Origin of the sequence: Photobacterium arenosum, from assembly GCF_014841115.1 — a bacterium.
In the GTDB taxonomy this organism is placed as follows: domain Bacteria; phylum Pseudomonadota; class Gammaproteobacteria; order Enterobacterales; family Vibrionaceae; genus Photobacterium; species Photobacterium arenosum.
Window position 1 is genome coordinate 256,728 of record NZ_JACYTP010000003.1, and the last position, 17,112, is coordinate 273,839.

Annotated in this window: 18 protein-coding genes; 15 read left to right on the forward strand and 3 right to left on the reverse strand. The window is 50.7% G+C overall.

Annotated features, from left to right (window positions below; translation table 11 throughout):
- Positions 1–23 precede the first annotated feature (23 nt).
- Positions 24–752 carry a carboxy-S-adenosyl-L-methionine synthase CmoA gene (gene cmoA, locus IFO68_RS07100; protein ID WP_192015249.1) on the reverse strand — a complete coding sequence of 243 codons (729 nt, stop codon included), beginning with the start codon at positions 750–752 and terminating at the stop codon, positions 24–26.
- A gap of 164 nt (positions 753–916) precedes the next feature.
- Positions 917–1,792: a DUF72 domain-containing protein gene (locus IFO68_RS07105; RefSeq protein ID WP_225445100.1), complete on the reverse strand. Its 876-nt coding sequence runs from the start codon at positions 1,790–1,792 to the stop codon at positions 917–919.
- 298 nt (positions 1,793–2,090) lie between these two features.
- On the opposite strand from IFO68_RS07105, the gene aspS reads away from it, so the two are divergent.
- The 6 genes from aspS to ruvB all read left to right on the forward strand — a co-directional run bounded on the left by aspS (position 2,091) and on the right by ruvB (position 8,696).
- Positions 2,091–3,878 carry an aspartate--tRNA ligase gene (aspS, locus tag IFO68_RS07110; protein WP_192015250.1) on the forward strand — a complete coding sequence of 596 codons (1,788 nt, stop codon included), beginning with the start codon at positions 2,091–2,093 and terminating at the stop codon, positions 3,876–3,878.
- A gap of 172 nt (positions 3,879–4,050) precedes the next feature.
- The gene (locus IFO68_RS07115) at positions 4,051–4,794 is read left to right on the forward strand and encodes a YebC/PmpR family DNA-binding transcriptional regulator (RefSeq protein ID WP_192015251.1); all 744 of its coding nucleotides are present in this window, start codon (positions 4,051–4,053) and stop codon (positions 4,792–4,794) included.
- A 5-nt stretch (positions 4,795–4,799) separates the two neighbouring features.
- Positions 4,800–5,321, forward strand: a complete 522-nt coding sequence (gene ruvC / locus IFO68_RS07120; RefSeq protein WP_027253444.1) for a crossover junction endodeoxyribonuclease RuvC — start codon at positions 4,800–4,802, stop codon at positions 5,319–5,321.
- Between the two features lie 170 nt (positions 5,322–5,491).
- Positions 5,492–6,949: a methyl-accepting chemotaxis protein gene (locus tag IFO68_RS07125; RefSeq protein WP_192015252.1), complete on the forward strand. Its 1,458-nt coding sequence runs from the start codon at positions 5,492–5,494 to the stop codon at positions 6,947–6,949.
- Positions 6,950–7,051: 102 nt separating this feature from the next.
- Positions 7,052–7,672: a Holliday junction branch migration protein RuvA gene (gene ruvA, locus IFO68_RS07130; RefSeq protein WP_192015253.1), complete on the forward strand. Its 621-nt coding sequence runs from the start codon at positions 7,052–7,054 to the stop codon at positions 7,670–7,672.
- A gap of 10 nt (positions 7,673–7,682) precedes the next feature.
- A complete protein-coding gene (gene ruvB / locus IFO68_RS07135) occupies positions 7,683–8,696 on the forward strand; it encodes a Holliday junction branch migration DNA helicase RuvB (protein ID WP_192015254.1) in 1,014 nt (337 codons plus the stop codon).
- A gap of 699 nt (positions 8,697–9,395) precedes the next feature.
- On the opposite strand, the gene IFO68_RS07140 is transcribed toward ruvB, so the two are convergent.
- Positions 9,396–9,695 carry a hypothetical protein gene (locus tag IFO68_RS07140; protein WP_192015255.1) on the reverse strand — a complete coding sequence of 100 codons (300 nt, stop codon included), beginning with the start codon at positions 9,693–9,695 and terminating at the stop codon, positions 9,396–9,398.
- 44 nt (positions 9,696–9,739) lie between these two features.
- Here IFO68_RS07140 and cydA point away from each other — a divergent pair, with 44 nt between their 5' ends.
- From cydA to tolB, 9 genes are all read left to right on the forward strand, one after another.
- On the forward strand, positions 9,740–11,323 hold the full coding sequence (cydA, locus tag IFO68_RS07145; RefSeq protein ID WP_192015256.1) for a cytochrome ubiquinol oxidase subunit I: 1,584 nt from the start codon (positions 9,740–9,742) through the stop codon (positions 11,321–11,323).
- A 25-nt stretch (positions 11,324–11,348) separates the two neighbouring features.
- Entirely contained in the window at positions 11,349–12,485 is a 1,137-nt protein-coding gene (cydB, locus tag IFO68_RS07150; RefSeq protein ID WP_192015257.1) for a cytochrome d ubiquinol oxidase subunit II, read from the forward strand.
- 11 nt (positions 12,486–12,496) lie between these two features.
- A complete protein-coding gene (gene cydX / locus IFO68_RS07155) occupies positions 12,497–12,616 on the forward strand; it encodes a cytochrome bd-I oxidase subunit CydX (protein ID WP_192015258.1) in 120 nt (39 codons plus the stop codon).
- A complete protein-coding gene (locus tag IFO68_RS07160) occupies positions 12,588–12,914 on the forward strand; it encodes a cyd operon YbgE family protein (protein WP_192015259.1) in 327 nt (108 codons plus the stop codon). The genes cydX and IFO68_RS07160 overlap by 29 nt, the downstream gene beginning before the upstream one ends.
- A gap of 218 nt (positions 12,915–13,132) precedes the next feature.
- A complete protein-coding gene (ybgC, locus tag IFO68_RS07165; RefSeq protein WP_192015260.1) occupies positions 13,133–13,537 on the forward strand; it encodes a tol-pal system-associated acyl-CoA thioesterase in 405 nt (134 codons plus the stop codon).
- On the forward strand, positions 13,538–14,224 hold the full coding sequence (gene tolQ / locus IFO68_RS07170; RefSeq protein WP_192015261.1) for a protein TolQ: 687 nt from the start codon (positions 13,538–13,540) through the stop codon (positions 14,222–14,224). It begins immediately after the preceding gene.
- Positions 14,225–14,228: 4 nt separating this feature from the next.
- Positions 14,229–14,678, forward strand: a complete 450-nt coding sequence (gene tolR / locus IFO68_RS07175) for a protein TolR (RefSeq protein ID WP_225445102.1) — start codon at positions 14,229–14,231, stop codon at positions 14,676–14,678.
- 8 nt (positions 14,679–14,686) lie between these two features.
- Positions 14,687–15,733 carry a cell envelope integrity protein TolA gene (gene tolA / locus IFO68_RS07180; RefSeq protein ID WP_192015262.1) on the forward strand — a complete coding sequence of 349 codons (1,047 nt, stop codon included), beginning with the start codon at positions 14,687–14,689 and terminating at the stop codon, positions 15,731–15,733.
- A gap of 13 nt (positions 15,734–15,746) precedes the next feature.
- The gene (gene tolB / locus IFO68_RS07185; RefSeq protein ID WP_192015263.1) at positions 15,747–17,093 is read left to right on the forward strand and encodes a Tol-Pal system beta propeller repeat protein TolB; all 1,347 of its coding nucleotides are present in this window, start codon (positions 15,747–15,749) and stop codon (positions 17,091–17,093) included.
- Positions 17,094–17,112 lie beyond the last annotated feature (19 nt).

Below are 17,112 nucleotides of genomic sequence, written 5' to 3' on the forward strand. Positions count from 1 at the left end.
CAAAGTTACCTTAATTTCGTTAATTACTTGATGGCAAACATAGAGCCGAAGTTGAAGCACTGGAACCAGACTTCTACGCTGCGAAAGCCAATATCGGACAAACGCTCACGGTGGGCCGGGATGCTGTCCGGGCGCATGACATGCTCGATGGCGCTGCGTTTCTGGCTGATTTCCAGCTCGCTGTAGCCGTTGGCACGTTTGAAATCGTGATGCAGATCGATCAGCAACTCGTGCGCCTGGCCGTTCTCAAAAACATATTTCTCAGACAGGATCAGAATGCCGCCCGGACGCAGCCCGGCATAGATTTTTTCCAGCAACTGGCGGCGATCTTCCGGTGCCAGAAACTGCAGGGTGAAATTCAGCACCACCACAGAGGCATTGTGAATATCCACGTCCCGGATATCCGCTTCAATAATGTCTGCCGGCGTGTCGGAGCGGTAAGCGTCAATATGCAGACGGCAGCGCTCTACCATGGCGCGGGAGTTGTCGACGCCTATGATTCTACAACCGGGCTGTTTGATATGACGACGCATGGACAGCGTGGCAGCGCCAAGCGAACAGCCCAGATCATAAATAGTGGAATCCGACATAGCAAAGCGCTCGGCCAGCATGCCAATGGCGGAGATGATATTGCTGTATCCCGGCACAGAACGTTGGATCATATCCGGGAATACTTCGGCGACGCGTTCATCAAAGGTAAAATCACCCAATTTATCGATCGGGGCGGCGAACAAATTGTCGTGGCCAGCCATTATCTCTTCCTCACACCTGATATCTGAATCTCGCACGGTTCCTTCCGGCATACCTCGCCGCACGGCGATGGCAATGGGGAGTCCTTCTCCCGCTGAAAAGGCGCGTATTGTAGATAAAATAGCGCCACTTGTCTTGTGGATTTACAGGGCAGGTCAGGCAGGATTCAGAGCAGTGACACCTGGTCACCACCTTGCGGCAATTTCAGCTCGGGCAGGTGCAACGCTGTGTCAGCCAATTGTTGTGCCAACTGGCGATGAAGCCGGACGGCCAGTTCCGGGGCAAAGTCGTTGTCGGGCGTATGAATGAACAGATAAGGCTGGCGGCCTTCACTCAGCCATAAGGGAAGACGTTGTAACCAGTTGGCAAAAAAGGGATCGTTGGCATCAAGATCCGGGTGACCAATGAAACGCACCACAGGGTGCATGGCGGTTGCAATGGCGTGAACCGGCACTCTGGGTTTTTTCTGGTGGGCATCAATGACGGCCTCGCTGGTGGCGGGGGCCGAAAAAACCGGGCGAGTGTCCATGATAATCCGGTTGGCCTGATGTTCGATAAGCAACCGGTTTAGCGCCTTTTCTTCTGCGCCTTTGCTGAAAAAGGCCGGATGGCGGACCTCAACCCCAACCGTCAGATCTGACGGCAGCTGTTTAAGAAAAGCGGAGAGTGCAGGCAGCTCTGCCGGTCCGAAGCTGGCGGGTAATTGAATTTTCCAGATGCCGGTTTTTTCTGCCACAGGCGCCATGACATGAAAAAATTCACCGAGCTGGCCCTGGCAGTGCATCAGCTTATATTGATGAGTGATGGTTTTCGGCAGCTTGAAGGTGAATCGAAAATCGTCCGGTGTGGCATCAGCCCAGTTCTGTACAGTGGCCGGCTTGGGCGTGGCATAGAAGGTGGTATTGCCTTCGACAGTGGAGAAAGTTTCTGCGTACCGGTTTAATCTTTCGGTGGAAGGACAGCCGCGGCCGTAGAGGCTACGTTGCCAGGGCGCATGTGACCACATTGCCATGCCGATCTTTAGGGGTGAAGAAAAGGGCATTGAAAAACCTTAGTGAATACTTTTTATCCGTCTGGATAAGGGGCTTGGCTGACATTGTGGAGAATATCCCGCCATTCGGTCAACATTCACGACTGGAATCAGGCTATTTTGCTTGATTTACGCCAGAGGTTTTTCCTACAGTGGTGTTTTTCATTTATAATACCGCGTTATTTTTATTTCGGACGTCAGTCAGGCCGCAGCCGGACACTGAAGATGGCCGAAACTGGCACAGTTGGTGTCTGTCATACCATTTTGGGCGGACACACAGGATTGTAAGTAAACAGATCGGGAAATTCTTATGCGCACCCAATATTGTGGTCACCTGAACAAGTCCCATGCGGGACAAACCGTTGAGCTTTGCGGCTGGGTAAACCGCCGTCGTGATTTAGGCGGTCTTATTTTCATTGATATGCGAGATCGTGAAGGTATCGTTCAGGTAGTGGTTGACCCGGATATGAAAGATATCTTCGAGGTGGCGAACCAACTGCGCAATGAATTCTGTATCCGTCTGACCGGTGAAGTCCGTCAGCGTCCGGACAGCCAGGTCAACAAAGACATGGCGACCGGTGAAGTGGAAGTGATTGCCAAAGGCCTGGAAATCATCAACCGTTCCGATGTGCTGCCGCTGGACTTCAACCAGAAGAACACCGAAGAGCAACGCCTGAAATTCCGCTATCTGGACCTGCGTCGCCCGGAAATGAGCGACCGTATCAAACTGCGTGCGAAAGCATCCAGCTTCGTGCGTCGCTTCCTGGATGAAAACGGCTTCCTGGATATTGAAACACCTGTCCTGACTAAAGCGACACCGGAAGGTGCCCGTGACTATCTGGTGCCCAGCCGTGTGCACAAAGGCAGTTTCTACGCATTGCCTCAGTCACCGCAGCTCTTTAAGCAGTTGCTGATGATGTCTGGTTTTGACCGCTACTATCAAATCGTCAAATGTTTCCGCGACGAAGATCTGCGTGCAGATCGTCAGCCTGAATTTACCCAGATCGATATTGAAACCTCGTTCATGACGGCCGATCAGGTACGTGCCGTGACTGAGCGCATGGTAGCCGATATGTGGAAAGAGCTGCTGAACGTTGACCTGGGTACTTTCCCTGTCATGAAGTATGAAGAAGCGATGCGTCGTTACGGGTCGGACAAGCCCGATCTGCGTAACCCGCTGGAGCTGGTGGATGTGGCCGACATCCTGAAAGACGTCGACTTCAAAGTCTTTGCCGGCCCTGCTAATGATCCTAAAGGCCGCGTGGCCGTTCTGCGTGTACCGGGTGGTGCAGCGCTGTCTCGCAAGCAGATTGACGAGTACACCAGTTTTGTCGGTATTTACGGTGCAAAAGGCCTGGCATGGATGAAGGTCAATGACCGCGCGGCCGGTTTTGACGGCGTGCAGTCACCTGTGGCTAAATTCCTGAACCAAGACATAGTGGCCCAGTTGCTGGAGCGCACTCAGGCCGAATCTGGCGATATTCTGTTCTTTGGTGCCGATCGTAAAAATGTGGTTGATGAAGCGATGGGCGCGCTGCGTCTGAAGCTGGGTAAAGATCTGCAGCTGACCAACGAATCGGCATGGGCGCCGTTATGGGTGGTTGACTTCCCAATGTTTGAAGAAGATGAGGAAGGTAATCTGCACGCGATGCACCACCCGTTCACCTCGACACTGGGCATGACCGCGGAAGAGCTGGCGGCTAACCCTGCAACAGCAATTTCCAATGCTTACGATATGGTACTGAATGGCTACGAAGTGGGCGGTGGTTCTGTGCGTATTCACAACGCAGACATGCAGGCGGCAGTATTCAACATTCTGGGTATTGACGCGCAAGAGCAGCAACTGAAATTCGGCTTCCTGCTGGACGCACTGAAATTTGGTACGCCGCCGCATGCAGGCCTGGCGTTTGGTCTGGATCGTCTAGTGATGCTGCTGTGTGGTACTGAGAATATCCGTGACGTGATTGCCTTCCCGAAAACAACGGCGGCAGCATGTCTGATGACAGATGCGCCAAGTCTGGCTAATCCTGCCGCTCTTGAGGAGCTGGCGATTGCGGTGAAGCTGGCCGCGAAAGACGAACAAAATACTGAAGCCTGATTAATCAGGCTTATCCGGGCTGGCAGCTCTGCCAGCCCGATCACTCTTCAAGACATTGCAGTATGCTTCATACCATCTGATGTACGATCTCTCGCCGTGTTCTGAACAGTGATCAGCGCCTCCCAGTGACGCAGAGCTGGGACAACACCCTCTATAAATCCGGAGCATTGTTATGGCAGGTCATAGTAAGTGGGCCAACATCAAACACCGCAAAGCGGCGCAAGACGCTAAGCGTGGCAAAATTTTTACCAAGTTAATCCGAGAAATCGTGGTGTCGACCAAAGAAGGCGGTCCTGAAACGGAAAGCAACCCGCGCCTGCGTGCTGCTGTCGATAAAGCGCTGTCCAATAACATGACGCGTGACACCATTAACCGTGCCATCAGCCGTGGTGCCGGCGGTGAAGGTGACGACAACATGGAAACCGTGATTTATGAAGGATACGGTCCTGGCGGCACTGCTGTGATGGTTGAATGCATGACAGACAACCGCAATCGCACGGTATCCGGTGTGCGCCATGCGTTCAGCAAAGCGGGCGGTAACCTAGGCACAGACGGTAGCGTTAATTACCTGTTCGAGAAAAAAGGGGTGATTTCCTACGCGCCGGGGCTGGATGAAGACGCTGTCATGGAAGCAGCACTGGAAGGGGGGGCTGATGATGTTGAAACCAATGATGATGGTTCTATCGACGTCTACACCACACCGGCGGATTTTGGTCCGGTGAGAGACGCACTGGACACTGCCGGATTTGAAGCCCAGAACGCAGAAGTGACTCTGGTGCCGTCAACCAAGGCCGAGCTGGACGCGGACACAGCGCCAAAACTGCTGCGTCTGATTGATGCGCTGGATGATCTTGATGATGTGCAGGAGGTATACCATAACGGGGATATTTCCGACGAAGTGGCGGAACAGTTGTAATATTAATGGCCATTATTTTAGGGATAGACCCAGGCTCCAGAATCACGGGATACGGTGTTATCCGTCAGGTGGGCAGACAACTTGAATATCTGGGCAGTGGTTGTATCCGTACCAGCTGTGATGATATTCCGGGTCGGCTGCATCAGATTTATGCCGGGGTTACCGAAGTGATCACTCAGTTTCGTCCCGATGATTTTGCCATTGAAGAAGTCTTCATGGGCAAAAATGCCAATTCGGCACTGAAACTCGGGCAGGCACGCGGCAGTGCAATTGTTGCAGCCGTGAATGCCCATATCCCCGTCAGCGAATATGCGGCCAGATTGATTAAACAGGCGGTGGTTGGCAAAGGCAGTGCCGATAAAGTACAGGTTCAGCACATGGTCTGCCATATGCTGAAATTACCGGGTAAGCCCCAGGCGGATGCGGCAGATGCTTTGGCAGTGGCTATCTGTCATGCCCATACCCACAAAACCCTGGTGGCGATGGCAGGCCAGGCATCGGGTTCGAAACGGGGACGATACAGATAGTCATACGCTGTTAAGTCACCATATCAATATCCCTGTCAGGAATGCGTTCTGTTGGACGGATCAAAAAAAAGCAGCCTTGTGCTGCTTTTTCTTTGTTAATTCATTGTTAACTGAATATAGTGGTCGGAGCTGTTGGATAGTTCATATATAACAATGACAAGGATAACAAAATGTCCCCAGTCGCTTTTTGGCGCGGCCTGTTTTTGCCCTCTTCACATCAGTGGCAGGGAGAGCAAGTCCGCTTGGTTGATACCCTGCTATTTTTCACCCTCATCTCGTTTTTCGTCGGCTTGTACAGCTGGATAAAATGGTCGAGCCATGCCCATACCAGTTTGGTTATCACGTCTATTACACTCATTGGATGCGAAATACTGGCCGGGCTGGTTGTACGTTGGCTGAAACAGATTGAGCTCGCGGTCAATCTGGGTTTTCTGGGCATGGTGATCCATGCCGTGAACATTGTCTATCAAAGTGGCGGTATTGTTGTTTCTACTCAGGCATTCTGGATGCCGCTGCTGATTGTGGCGTTTTTTCTGGCGGCCAAACCGGTCACAGCCATGATCTGGAGTGCGCTGGTCGTAGTGATTTCTGGCTGGATGATCAAGGAATCTCTGGCCGGTCACGACTTTCCTCACCTGGTATTGACGCCGGCAGCAGAGCGGCTGGAAACCTGGTCTGGCTTATTACTGCCTTTAATAGTGATAGGTATCGCTCAGGCCTTCACCGTGCGTCAGCGAGAAAGCGCGCTGGTGAAGTCGTCAGAGGCTGAACGGGCCAGCCATACATTGGCAGAGCAAGCCAAAAAAGGTGAGCAGGCGCTGGGCAGCATTATGGATCGTGCCAGCGAAAGTGCCAGTCAGCTGGCACAGTTAGCCGATGATCTGGAACAGCAGTCTGATGCGTTGCATCATCAGGTGAAAGATCTCAATCAGAACTGTCTGTCGCAGGCCAGTGCGGCCGAGCAGATGAGCCAGCAACTCGGGCAGATGACAGAAGGGCTGGATGAATCAGACCGTTCGGTAACCGAATTGCGCCAGCGCAGCCGAACTATAGAAACTCAGGCCCAGCACAGCTCGGCATCACTGAATGCCTCAACCGACGCTATCGCCCGCATCCTGCACAGTAATAATGAAGTCATGTCGGCCGCTGAGCTGATCACTGCCGTTGCCGAACAGACCAATCTGCTGGCATTGAATGCCGCGATTGAAGCCGCGAGAGCCGGGGAATCGGGACGAGGGTTCGCCGTGGTCGCCGATGAAGTCCGTAAGCTGTCTGCAAAAAGTAATGCTTCCGCCACAGAGATCCGCAGCTTGCTGGAGAAAAGTAAAAATGAAGTGCAGCAGGGACAAAAAGTCATTCATGCTACGGCGACCGAGCTGGGCGGTATTATTGCCGAGATCACTGGTCTGTCTGAGGATGTTAACCGGCTGGCCGATACCCTGGGTATTCAGGTCCAGTCACTGAAAGAGCTCAATCAGGTCAGCACCGAAGTGGCACACAGTGTGGTGCAGACTAATCAGGTTTCGGATCAGGTGGCCCAGCAGGGCGCCGAGCTGGCCAACAGAGTCGAAACCTTAAAAGGACTCGCCGATAGCCTCAATGCGCTGGTGTCACGCCATCAGGCTTGATCTTGTCTGTCATTTCTTACGACATTCTGATAAAGCGCTGGATATCCATCCAGCGCTTTATTATGCTAGAGCCAATTTAATTTGCGAGATAGAGGCAAGGCAGTGATTGGCCGATTACGAGGAATCATAGTAGAAAAACAGCCACCGGAAGTGGTGATTGAAGCCGCCGGAATCGGGTATGAAGTTCAGATGCCGATGAGCTGTTTTTACGAATTGCCGCAAGCGGGGCAGGAAGTCACCATTGCCACCCACTTTGTGGTGAGAGAAGACGCCCAGCTGCTGTACGGTTTCAATAAGAAAAGTGAGCGGGATTTGTTTCGCGAAGTCATCAAAGCCAATGGTGTTGGCCCGAAACTGGGTTTAGCCATCTTGTCTGCGTTGACGGCCAGCCAGTTCGTGCTTTGTGTGGAAAATGAAGATATTTCTACCTTAGTGAAGATCCCCGGTGTGGGTAAGAAAACGGCAGAACGCCTGCTGGTTGAAATGAAAGACCGTCTGAAAGGCTGGGGCGAGGGCGATCTTTTCACACCAGCGCTGGATACTGCAGCCAGCCAGGCACAGTCTGCCGCATCCGATAAGAACCGGGCGGAAGATGAAGCCGTGAGCGCCCTGATAGCGCTGGGCTATAAACCTCAGCAGGCTTCTAAAGTGGTCGCTCAGGTTGCGCAGGATGATATGCCAAGTGAAGCGATTATCCGTGAAGCCCTGCGCTCCATGGTGTAAGTGAGATTGTATGATAGAAGCTGATCGCCTGGTGTCGGGAAGTTATCCGGTTAACCGCGAAGAAGAGGTCATTGACCGTGCCATCCGCCCGAAATTACTGCAGGATTATCAGGGCCAGGATCATGTCCGGGGCCAGATGGAAATTTTTATTCAGGCTGCGAAACTGCGTACTGAAGCGCTCGATCATCTGCTGATTTTTGGCCCGCCCGGATTGGGTAAAACGACACTGGCTAACATTGTTGCAAACGAAATGGGTGTCAGTATCCGTACAACGTCAGGCCCTGTGCTGGAGAAGGCCGGCGATCTGGCGGCACTACTGACCAACCTGGAAGAAAATGATGTGCTCTTTATTGATGAGATCCATCGTCTCAGCCCTCAGGTGGAAGAGGTGCTCTATCCGGCGATGGAAGATTATCAGCTTGATATCATGATTGGCGAAGGGCCGGCGGCACGGTCTATCAAGATAGATCTGCCCCCGTTTACCCTGGTGGGCGCGACAACGCGTGCCGGTTCGCTGACCTCACCGCTGCGTGATCGTTTTGGTATTACCCAGCGGCTTGAGTACTACAAAGTGGCTGATCTGCAAGATATTGTTCAGCGCAGCGCCCGGTGCCTCGGGTTGTCTATGGTGCCGGAAGGGGCGCTGGAGATTGCACGACGTGCCCGCGGCACGCCGCGTATCGCGAACCGGTTGTTACGGCGCGTACGGGATTATGCTGAAGTGAAGAGTGATGGTCATATCAGTGAAGAGGTAGCAAGCCAGGCGCTGGATATGCTGGATGTGGACAGCAGCGGCTTTGATTATATGGATCGAAAACTGCTGATGGCGATTATTGACAAATTCATGGGTGGTCCTGTGGGATTGGATAATCTTGCAGCCGCTATCGGAGAGGAAAAGGATACGATTGAAGATGTACTCGAACCCTATCTGATTCAGCAAGGCTTTTTGCAGCGCACACCCAGGGGACGGATCGCGACCCATCGCGCTTATCTGCATTTTGGTTTGGATATCCCTAGCAGCTGATATCACAGATAATCAAATGTTAAAAACGGAGCTCAAGGCTCCGTTTTTGTTTGCTTTTTACGCATGTTTTTTTCGGCTAAATCCGGCTGAGTCATCTAATATCATTAACATTTCCTGCATGAGTTTATGCGTCAGACGGGTCAAATCCTGACGGTGGCCATAGCTTTAATGCTGGTAAAGGCCCAAATGGTTGAGGCTGGCCAGGAGTTGCGGATTTTTCTGGCAGGCCTGGGCTTGGCGGTGATTGTTTAAAACTTGGATATTGGTGCAGTAACCAAACTGGGAAATGTTAATAGGAATATCTTCATCTCCAAACAAGTGTCACAGTTGGTATGGCTGCCAGTAAGGTGATACCTGCAGGGCACAGTCATTGTCCTGTTGTCTTTTTGGATTAGAAAAAATAATCTAAAGGTCGGGTCAGGTTTATATTAATTGCACTGTCTTTACGCTTGTTTATTGATGTTATCTTGTGCGCCGAAGTCATTTTTTCCTTTCAGCTTTACTGAGAAAAATTACCCGTTTTTTGTTGTGATTATAGAATCTGCCAAGGTGATTAAATTTGCATTTTTTGTAACTTTATAATTGAAAAATCACATTTATTTAAAGTGTTAGCTACAAAGCTATGCAATTGCGAGAAGTTTGATCTCGCGCATGGAAATAACTTATCTATACGATTTAAATCGCAATCTGCTTAGCGAATCAGCGCGCTTTTTTATAAATACCTTTGAACCTGTGTGGCGAAGTCAGTAGTATTAGTTTCAGCTTATCTGGCTGTGGTTTTACATTAAAATCTATAATTCGAAACAAGTCCGCAACATCCAGTTTGGCGAGTAAATCGCTGGTCAGGAAATGATGTTGTAAAACAGGCAGGCGTGCTCGCTGACGTTTTGCGTAGCCTAACGATGGATAACGCGTTGTCGGGTTATCAATCAATGATTGCTGATGTTTTAACCGATTGACAGTAGTCTTGAAGAATACTTGCTGGGCGTGCTCGATCAACTATGTCGTACGTTGCCGGGAGACTGGCGACTAAAGGAGTTATCATGTTTGATATCGTCGAACTATCGCGGTTACAGTTCGCTATGACTGCGATGTACCACTTTTTGTTCGTCCCGCTGACTTTGGGCATGGCGTTTCTGCTCGCCATCATGGAGTCTGTGTATGTGATGACCGGAAAGCAAATCTACAAGGACATGACCAAGTTCTGGGGTAAGCTTTTCGCCATTAACTTTGCACTGGGTGTAGCCACTGGACTGACCATGGAATTCCAGTTCGGTATGAACTGGGCCTACTATTCTCACTACGTCGGCGACATTTTTGGCGCCCCGCTTGCAATTGAAGCGCTGATAGCTTTTTTCCTTGAATCCACTTTTGTCGGCTTATTCTTTTTTGGCTGGGATCGACTCAGTAAGCGCCAACACTTAACGGTGACCTGGCTGGTGGCTCTGGGCTCAAACTTCTCTGCATTGTGGATTCTGATTGCCAATGCCTGGATGCAAAATCCAGTTGGTGCTGAGTTCAATTTCGAAACCATGCGCATGGAGATGGTGAGTTTTGCCGAAGTGATACTCAATCCAGTTGCACAGGTGAAATTTGTCCACACTGTGGCATCAGGCTATGTAACAGGTGCCATGTTCATCTTGGGTGTCAGCTCTTATTACATCCTCAAAGGTCGCGATCTGCCTTTTGCCCGTCGTTCATTTGCGATTGCGGCTTCTTTCGGTATGGCCTCTATCTTGTCTGTGATCGTGTTGGGAGATGAATCCGGCTACGAGCTGGGTGATGTCCAAAAGGCAAAACTGGCCGCTATTGAAGCCGAGTGGCACACCGAAGAAGCCCCGGCGGCTTTCACCTTATTCGGCATTCCGAATCAGGAAACCATGCACACGGATTACGCCATTAAAATCCCCTATGTGATGGGTATTATTGCTACGCGTTCATTTGATACTGAAGTCACGGGTTTACGTGATCTTAAAGATGAGCACGAAGTACGTATCCGTAGTGGTATGGAAGCCTACGGCCTGCTTGAGAAACTGCGTGCGGGTGAAAAATCACCTGAAAATATCGCCGCGTTCGATGCCGTGAAAAATGATCTGGGCTATGGGCTGTTGCTGAAGCCTTATACCGACAGGGTCGTGGATGCTACGGATGAGGACATCGCACAAGCGGCGGCCGATTCATTGCCTACCGTCTGGCCATTATTCTGGAGCTTCCGCATCATGGTGGGCTGTGGATTTATTATGCTGGGTGTGTTTGCTGCGGCATTTATTCAAACCTGTCGCCATAAAATCACTGAGAAAAAATGGGTGCTTCGCGCGGCGCTGTACGCCATCCCGCTACCTTGGATCGCCATTGAAGCCGGCTGGTTTGTCGCTGAGTACGGTCGTCAACCCTGGGCGGTGGGTGAGATTTTGCCTACAGCGATGGCGGCGTCCAATGTGGCCGTGTCGGATGTACTGACGTCGATGGCCGTTATTATCGCTCTGTATACCTGTTTCCTCATTGCGGAAGTCTACCTGATGCTGAAATTTGCCCGTTTGGGTCCAAGCAGTCTGAAAACCGGGCGCTATCATTTTGAACAGAATGTTGCACCGCATGACTTAACTGATAACCCGGTCATGAAGTGATCCGAGACGGACAGGAGAATTAAAAATGTTTGATTACGAAGTGTTACGTCTTATCTGGTGGTTGCTGATTGGTGTCTTGTGCATCGGTTTTGCAGTGACGGATGGATTCGATATGGGTGTCGGTGTTCTCACCAACATTATTGGTAAAACAGACACAGAACGCCGCATCATGATTAACTCTATCGCACCGCACTGGGACGGTAACCAGGTTTGGTTAATCACAGCCGGCGGTGCGTTATTTGCGGCCTGGCCACTGGTCTATGCGACGGCTTTTTCCGGGTTTTATCTGGCTATGGTTCTGACAGTAGCGGCCCTCTGGCTCCGTCCTCTGGGGTTTGATTACCGCTCGAAAATTGAAGATCCAAAATGGCGTAACCTGTGGGACCGTGCGATTTTCATCGGCAGCTTTGTTCCGCCTGTGATCTTTGGTGTGGCTTTTGGCAACCTGCTGCAAGGCGTGCCTTTTGTTCTGAGCGATCTGCTGATTCCGACTTATAAGGGTTCGTTTTTCGGCTTGCTGAATCCCTTCGCTTTGCTGTGCGGCGTTGTCAGTCTGGCGATGATAGTGACACAGGGTGCGGTATACCTGCAGATGAAAACCACAGACGAGCTGCATGCGCGCGCGCGTAACATTGCGCCAATCACAGCGATAATAACCTTGGTTGCTTTTGTGCTGGCCGGATTCTGGGCGAAAAACCTGGAAGGGTATGTGGTCGCGTCTGAGCTTGTAAAAGATGCGGCGTCAAACCCGCTCAATAAAGAAGTGGTTCGCCAGACTGGCGCACTGATGATGAATTTCAATGCTCAGCCGCTGCTGTGGATTGCTCCGGCACTGGGCATTGTGATGCCGTTGCTGACGATTCTGGCATGTCGTATTGAACGGGCAGGGTTTGCTTTCCTGTTCTCCAGTTTGACCATGGCAGGCATTATTCTTACTTTCGGCTTTGCAATGTTCCCATTCATCATGCCGTCCAGTGAGATTCCGAACCACAGTCTGACACTCTGGGATGCAACATCCAGTGAGCTGACGCTGAACATTATGACAGTGGTTGCTTTTGTCATGGTGCCGATCATCCTGGCTTACACCTGCTGGTGTTATTACAAAATGTTTGGTCGTCTCGATAAGCAATATATCGAAGACAATAAAAATTCACTGTACTAAGGAGACTGACTATGTGGTATTTCGCCTGGATTCTGGGGGTCCTGTTAGCCTGCTCGTTCGGTATCATTAACGCGTTGTGGTTAGAAACAACAGAGAACATGGATGACAGCAGTCAATCAGACAGTGAGTAATCGTATCGACGTCTGGGTCAGAACAAGCCATGCCTGGCTGGCGCACAGTGTGTTACGTGTGCTGGCCCTGATCATGGGACTGGTTACAGGCGGTCTCGTGATATGGGACCCAGTCTTGTTCGCCGAGGGGATAGGAGGTTTTGGTCCTGTTATTTCTCCGGCACTCATCTGGTCTTGCTGTGCCGCGGTTATCTTCGGGGTAGGTTTTGTGCCTCGGCGGTGGTACTGGCAACTGTTATTCACACCTTATGCCGCCTTACCCATATTGGCGGGTATTCTTTGGCTCCGTCTGAGCTGAAAGCATGTATGTTACGACACAGCCCGCTGAGAATAGCGGGCTGTGTTTTATGTGGCAGTAATTCCCGGAAATACCGACAAGGTCAAAAATTGAAAGGAAATAATACATGCGGAAAGTCAGGGGTTTCATTCTCTAAATTAACTCCGGTATAGTTATTGCTGGATTACCTTCTGACGTCATTTTTTTGGCGTTGGTTATGCATCATTAGTGGTATTGGGATGACGGAAGAAAACGCCTTTGAATGGCCAATCACTATTTATATTGAAGACACAGACACTGGCGGCATTGTTTATCATGCCAATTATCTTAAGTTTTTTGAGCGTGGCAGAACGGAACTATTCAGAAGCTTTGGAGTCAGCTTACAGGACATGTTAGAGCAAGGTTTCAGTTTCGTGGTGCGCCATCTTGAAATTGATTACCTGAAAGGTGCCAGATTAGACGATCAGCTCAAGGTTCGTACCTGGCCGTTAAAGGTGCGTAAAGCCTCCATCGAATTTTGTCAGATTTTAGTAAACAATGAGGGCCAGTGCTTGTGTAAAGCTACTGTTCAGGTAGCCTGTGTCGACCCTCGTTCAATGAAACCCATTGTGATACCAGAACATATACTGTCGGAGATAGCCTAAGTGAGTGCTGAACTTTCTATTCTGGATTTGTTTTTGCAGGCGAGCCTGCTGGTCAAAATTGTCATGCTGATCCTGCTGGGAATGTCGGTCATCTCCTGGGCGATGATTGTGAAACGTTCGCAGATATTGTCTCAGGCAGCCTCAAAAGCCGAGCGTTTTGAAGACCGTTTCTGGTCGGGCATTGATTTATCTCATTTGTTTCAGGAAGTGCAGAGCCGTAAAGACGATCTGAGCGGAACGGAACAGATTTTCTATGCGGGATTTAAAGAGTTTGCCCGTTTGCACCGTAATAATGGCAAAGCGCCAGAATCAGTCATGGAAGGGGCTGGCCGTGCGATGCGTGTATCGCTGTCGCGGGAAGTGGAAGAAATGGAAACCAGTCTGCCGTTTCTGGCCACTGTGGGTTCAATCAGTCCTTACATCGGCCTGTTCGGTACAGTATGGGGCATTATGCATGCCTTTATTGCGTTGGGCGCCGTGAAGCAGGCAACACTGGCGATGGTCGCTCCGGGTATTGCCGAAGCATTGGTTGCAACGGCGATGGGTCTGTTCGCAGCAATCCCGGCTGTGATGTTTTACAACCGCCTGACCAACAAGGTTGCCAAACTGGAACATAACTACGCCACCTTTATGGAAGAGTTCTCCAGCATCCTGCACCGTCAGGCGTTTGCAGCTAACCAGGAGTAACATCATGGCGGTTTATCAACCGAAAAAGCGCAAGATGACGGCAGAAATCAATGTGGTTCCGTACATTGACGTGATGCTGGTGCTCCTGATTATCTTCATGGTGACCGCGCCATTTGTGACTCAGGGTGTAGACGTTGAGTTACCTGCCACGCATACAGCGCAAACGGCGGCAGAGCTGGCCGGTGAAAACGATAGCGGGGCACCTATCATTGTCGAGGTGGACAAAGATGGTCAGCTTGGCCTGAGCGTCAATAACGATGACATGATACGTGGCCTGCAATTGACTGAGCTGCTGACGCGCGTTAAAGCCGAATTGCAGCTTAATCCGAAAACGCCCGTAATGGTGGGCGGAGACGCCAGAGTCCCTTATTCAGCGATTATCGAAACGCTGGATGCCTTGAATCAGGCAGGTGTCGGCTCTGTGGGTCTGATGACTGAGCCATTGGAGCAGTAGGGAAGTAAATGAAAAAAAACAACTATACAGTTGCCATCATCATTTCGTTATTTTTCCATGCTGTATTGTTTGCTGCGCTGATCTGGGGAACGGACTTCACTATGTCTGACCCTAAGCCAAAGGGTTCGACCATTCAGGCTGTTGTCGTTGATCCCGCTTTGGTCAATCAGCAGGCCCGCCAGTTTCGCGAGCAGCGAGATGCGGCGAAAAAAGCCGAGCAAGAACGTCTTGAGCGCCTTGAACGTCAGGCTGTGGCACTGGAACAGCAGCGTCAGGCTGAAGAAGAGCGCATTCGTAAATTGAGAGCGGATAAGCTCCAGGCCGAGAAAGCAGCGCGCGAAGCAGATGCTGAAAGGGCTCGAATTTCTCGTGAAAAAGAAAAAGCAGCAGAAGAAAAGCGTCAGGCAGACGAACAAGCCAAGCTGGCTCGCGAAGAAGCGAAAAAAGCCGAAGCGGATCGTCAGGCTAAGTTAAAAGCCAAGCAGGAAGCTGAAGAAGCAACGCGTAAAGCTGAAATTGCGCGTCAGCAGAAAATTGAAGAGCAAAAACGTGCCGAAGAAGCGGCTCGCCAGGCAGAAGCTGATCGTAAAGCTAAGGTAGCGGCGAAGAAGAAAGCGGAAAAAGAAGCACGTAAAGCTGAAGCTGCCCGTAAAGAAGCCGAACGTAAAGCGAAAGAAGCAAAAGCACTGCAGCGGCAGCAGGAAGCGGCTCTTAATGACATGTTTGCCGGCCTGGAAGCAGAAACTGAGCAACGAGGTAGTGCGAAAGGGCAGTTTATCGCTGATGAAACTGCCCGTTACGGCGAAATTTACAAGCAGATGATCCAGCAAAATTTGCTGTTTGATCAAAATTTCTCGGGTAAAGAATGCAACCTGCAAATGCGACTGTCAGTGAGCGGCCTGCTGCTGGATGTGTCGGATGTGGGGGGGGATACAAGTTTGTGCCGCGCGGCAAAAGCGGCCGTTGTAAAAGTCAGCCAGTTTCCCATGCCAGAAGATCCGGCAGTGGTGGAAAAACTGCGTTCAATTCGCTTAACCGTGAAGCCAGTAAGTTAAGAGGGAAAGCTAAATGAAACGTTGGATTTTGGGCTTGTGTGCCGCCCTGCTCACCATGAGCCAACTGGCACATGCTGAACTGGAACTGGTCATTACTGAAGGTGTCGATTCGGCACGCCCGATCGGTATTATTCCCTTTCAGTGGGAAGGTGGTGGTGCGGCGCCTGTTGATATGGCGTCGGTTATTGCCTCGGATTTACGTCGCAGTGGCAAATTTAGTCCTGTTGCCCCTAATGCAATGCCGCAAACGCCTACCAGCGAAGCAGACATTAATTATGCCGCCTGGACAGCATTGGGTGTGGATGCGCTGGTAACAGGCACTGTCAGTAAGAACGCTGATGGTAATTATGTCATCAATTACCAGCTGATAGATGTAGTGCGCGGCCAGTTAACCAATGGCGAGAGCCGGGGTCTGGAAGACGGAAAGCTGGTTCAGACCAGTGATCACGTTTTGCTGAATAACCGAGCGACAGTCAGAACCAACCGTCTGCGTCAGTATGCGCACCGTATCTCGGATGTGGTCTATGAAAAACTGACCGGCGAAAAAGGGGCATTCCTGACGCGGATCTCTTACGTGGTCATCGACGATAACTCGGACTATCCGTACCAGCTTCGCATTGCTGATTATGATGGCTATAACGAGCAACTGGTCCTGAAATCCAAACAGCCGTTGATGTCGCCTTCCTGGTCTCCTGACGGCAACAAACTGGCTTATGTCAGCTTTGAAAATCAGCAGTCCCAGATTTTTATCATGAACATTACGAATGGCACCCGTGAAATGGTCGCCTCATTCCCTAGACACAATGGTTCACCGCGTTTTTCCCCTGACGGGAAGAAACTAGCCATGGTCTTGTCGAAAAGTGGGAGTTTGCAAGTCTACGTAATGGATTTACAAACTAAAGCGATGAAACAGGTGACAGACGGGCGTGCGAACAACACTGAAGCGTTTTGGGATCCAAGCGGTCAATCTATGATTTTCACGTCAGACAGAGGTGGTAAACCTCAGATATATCGAGTAAATTTAGCTGACGGTTCGACTGAGCGTCTGACATGGCAAGGATCGCAAAATCTCGGTGGTCAGCTGACACCAGATGGCCGTTATTTGGTAATGGTGAACCGATCGGATTCGGGTTACAACATTGCCAAACAGGATTTGAAAACAGGTGCTGTACAGATTTTGACGAAAACATTTTTGGATGAATCTCCAAGCATTGCCCCAAATGGTGGCATGGTGATCTACAGCTCGGTTAATAACAAATCCAACGAGTTGTCTCTGGTATCAATAGATGGTCGTTTTAAGGCTCGTTTACCAGCTACCAGTGGGCGAGTAAGAGCACCATCTTGGGGACCGTTCTTATAGGGTTCACTGCAATATAGCG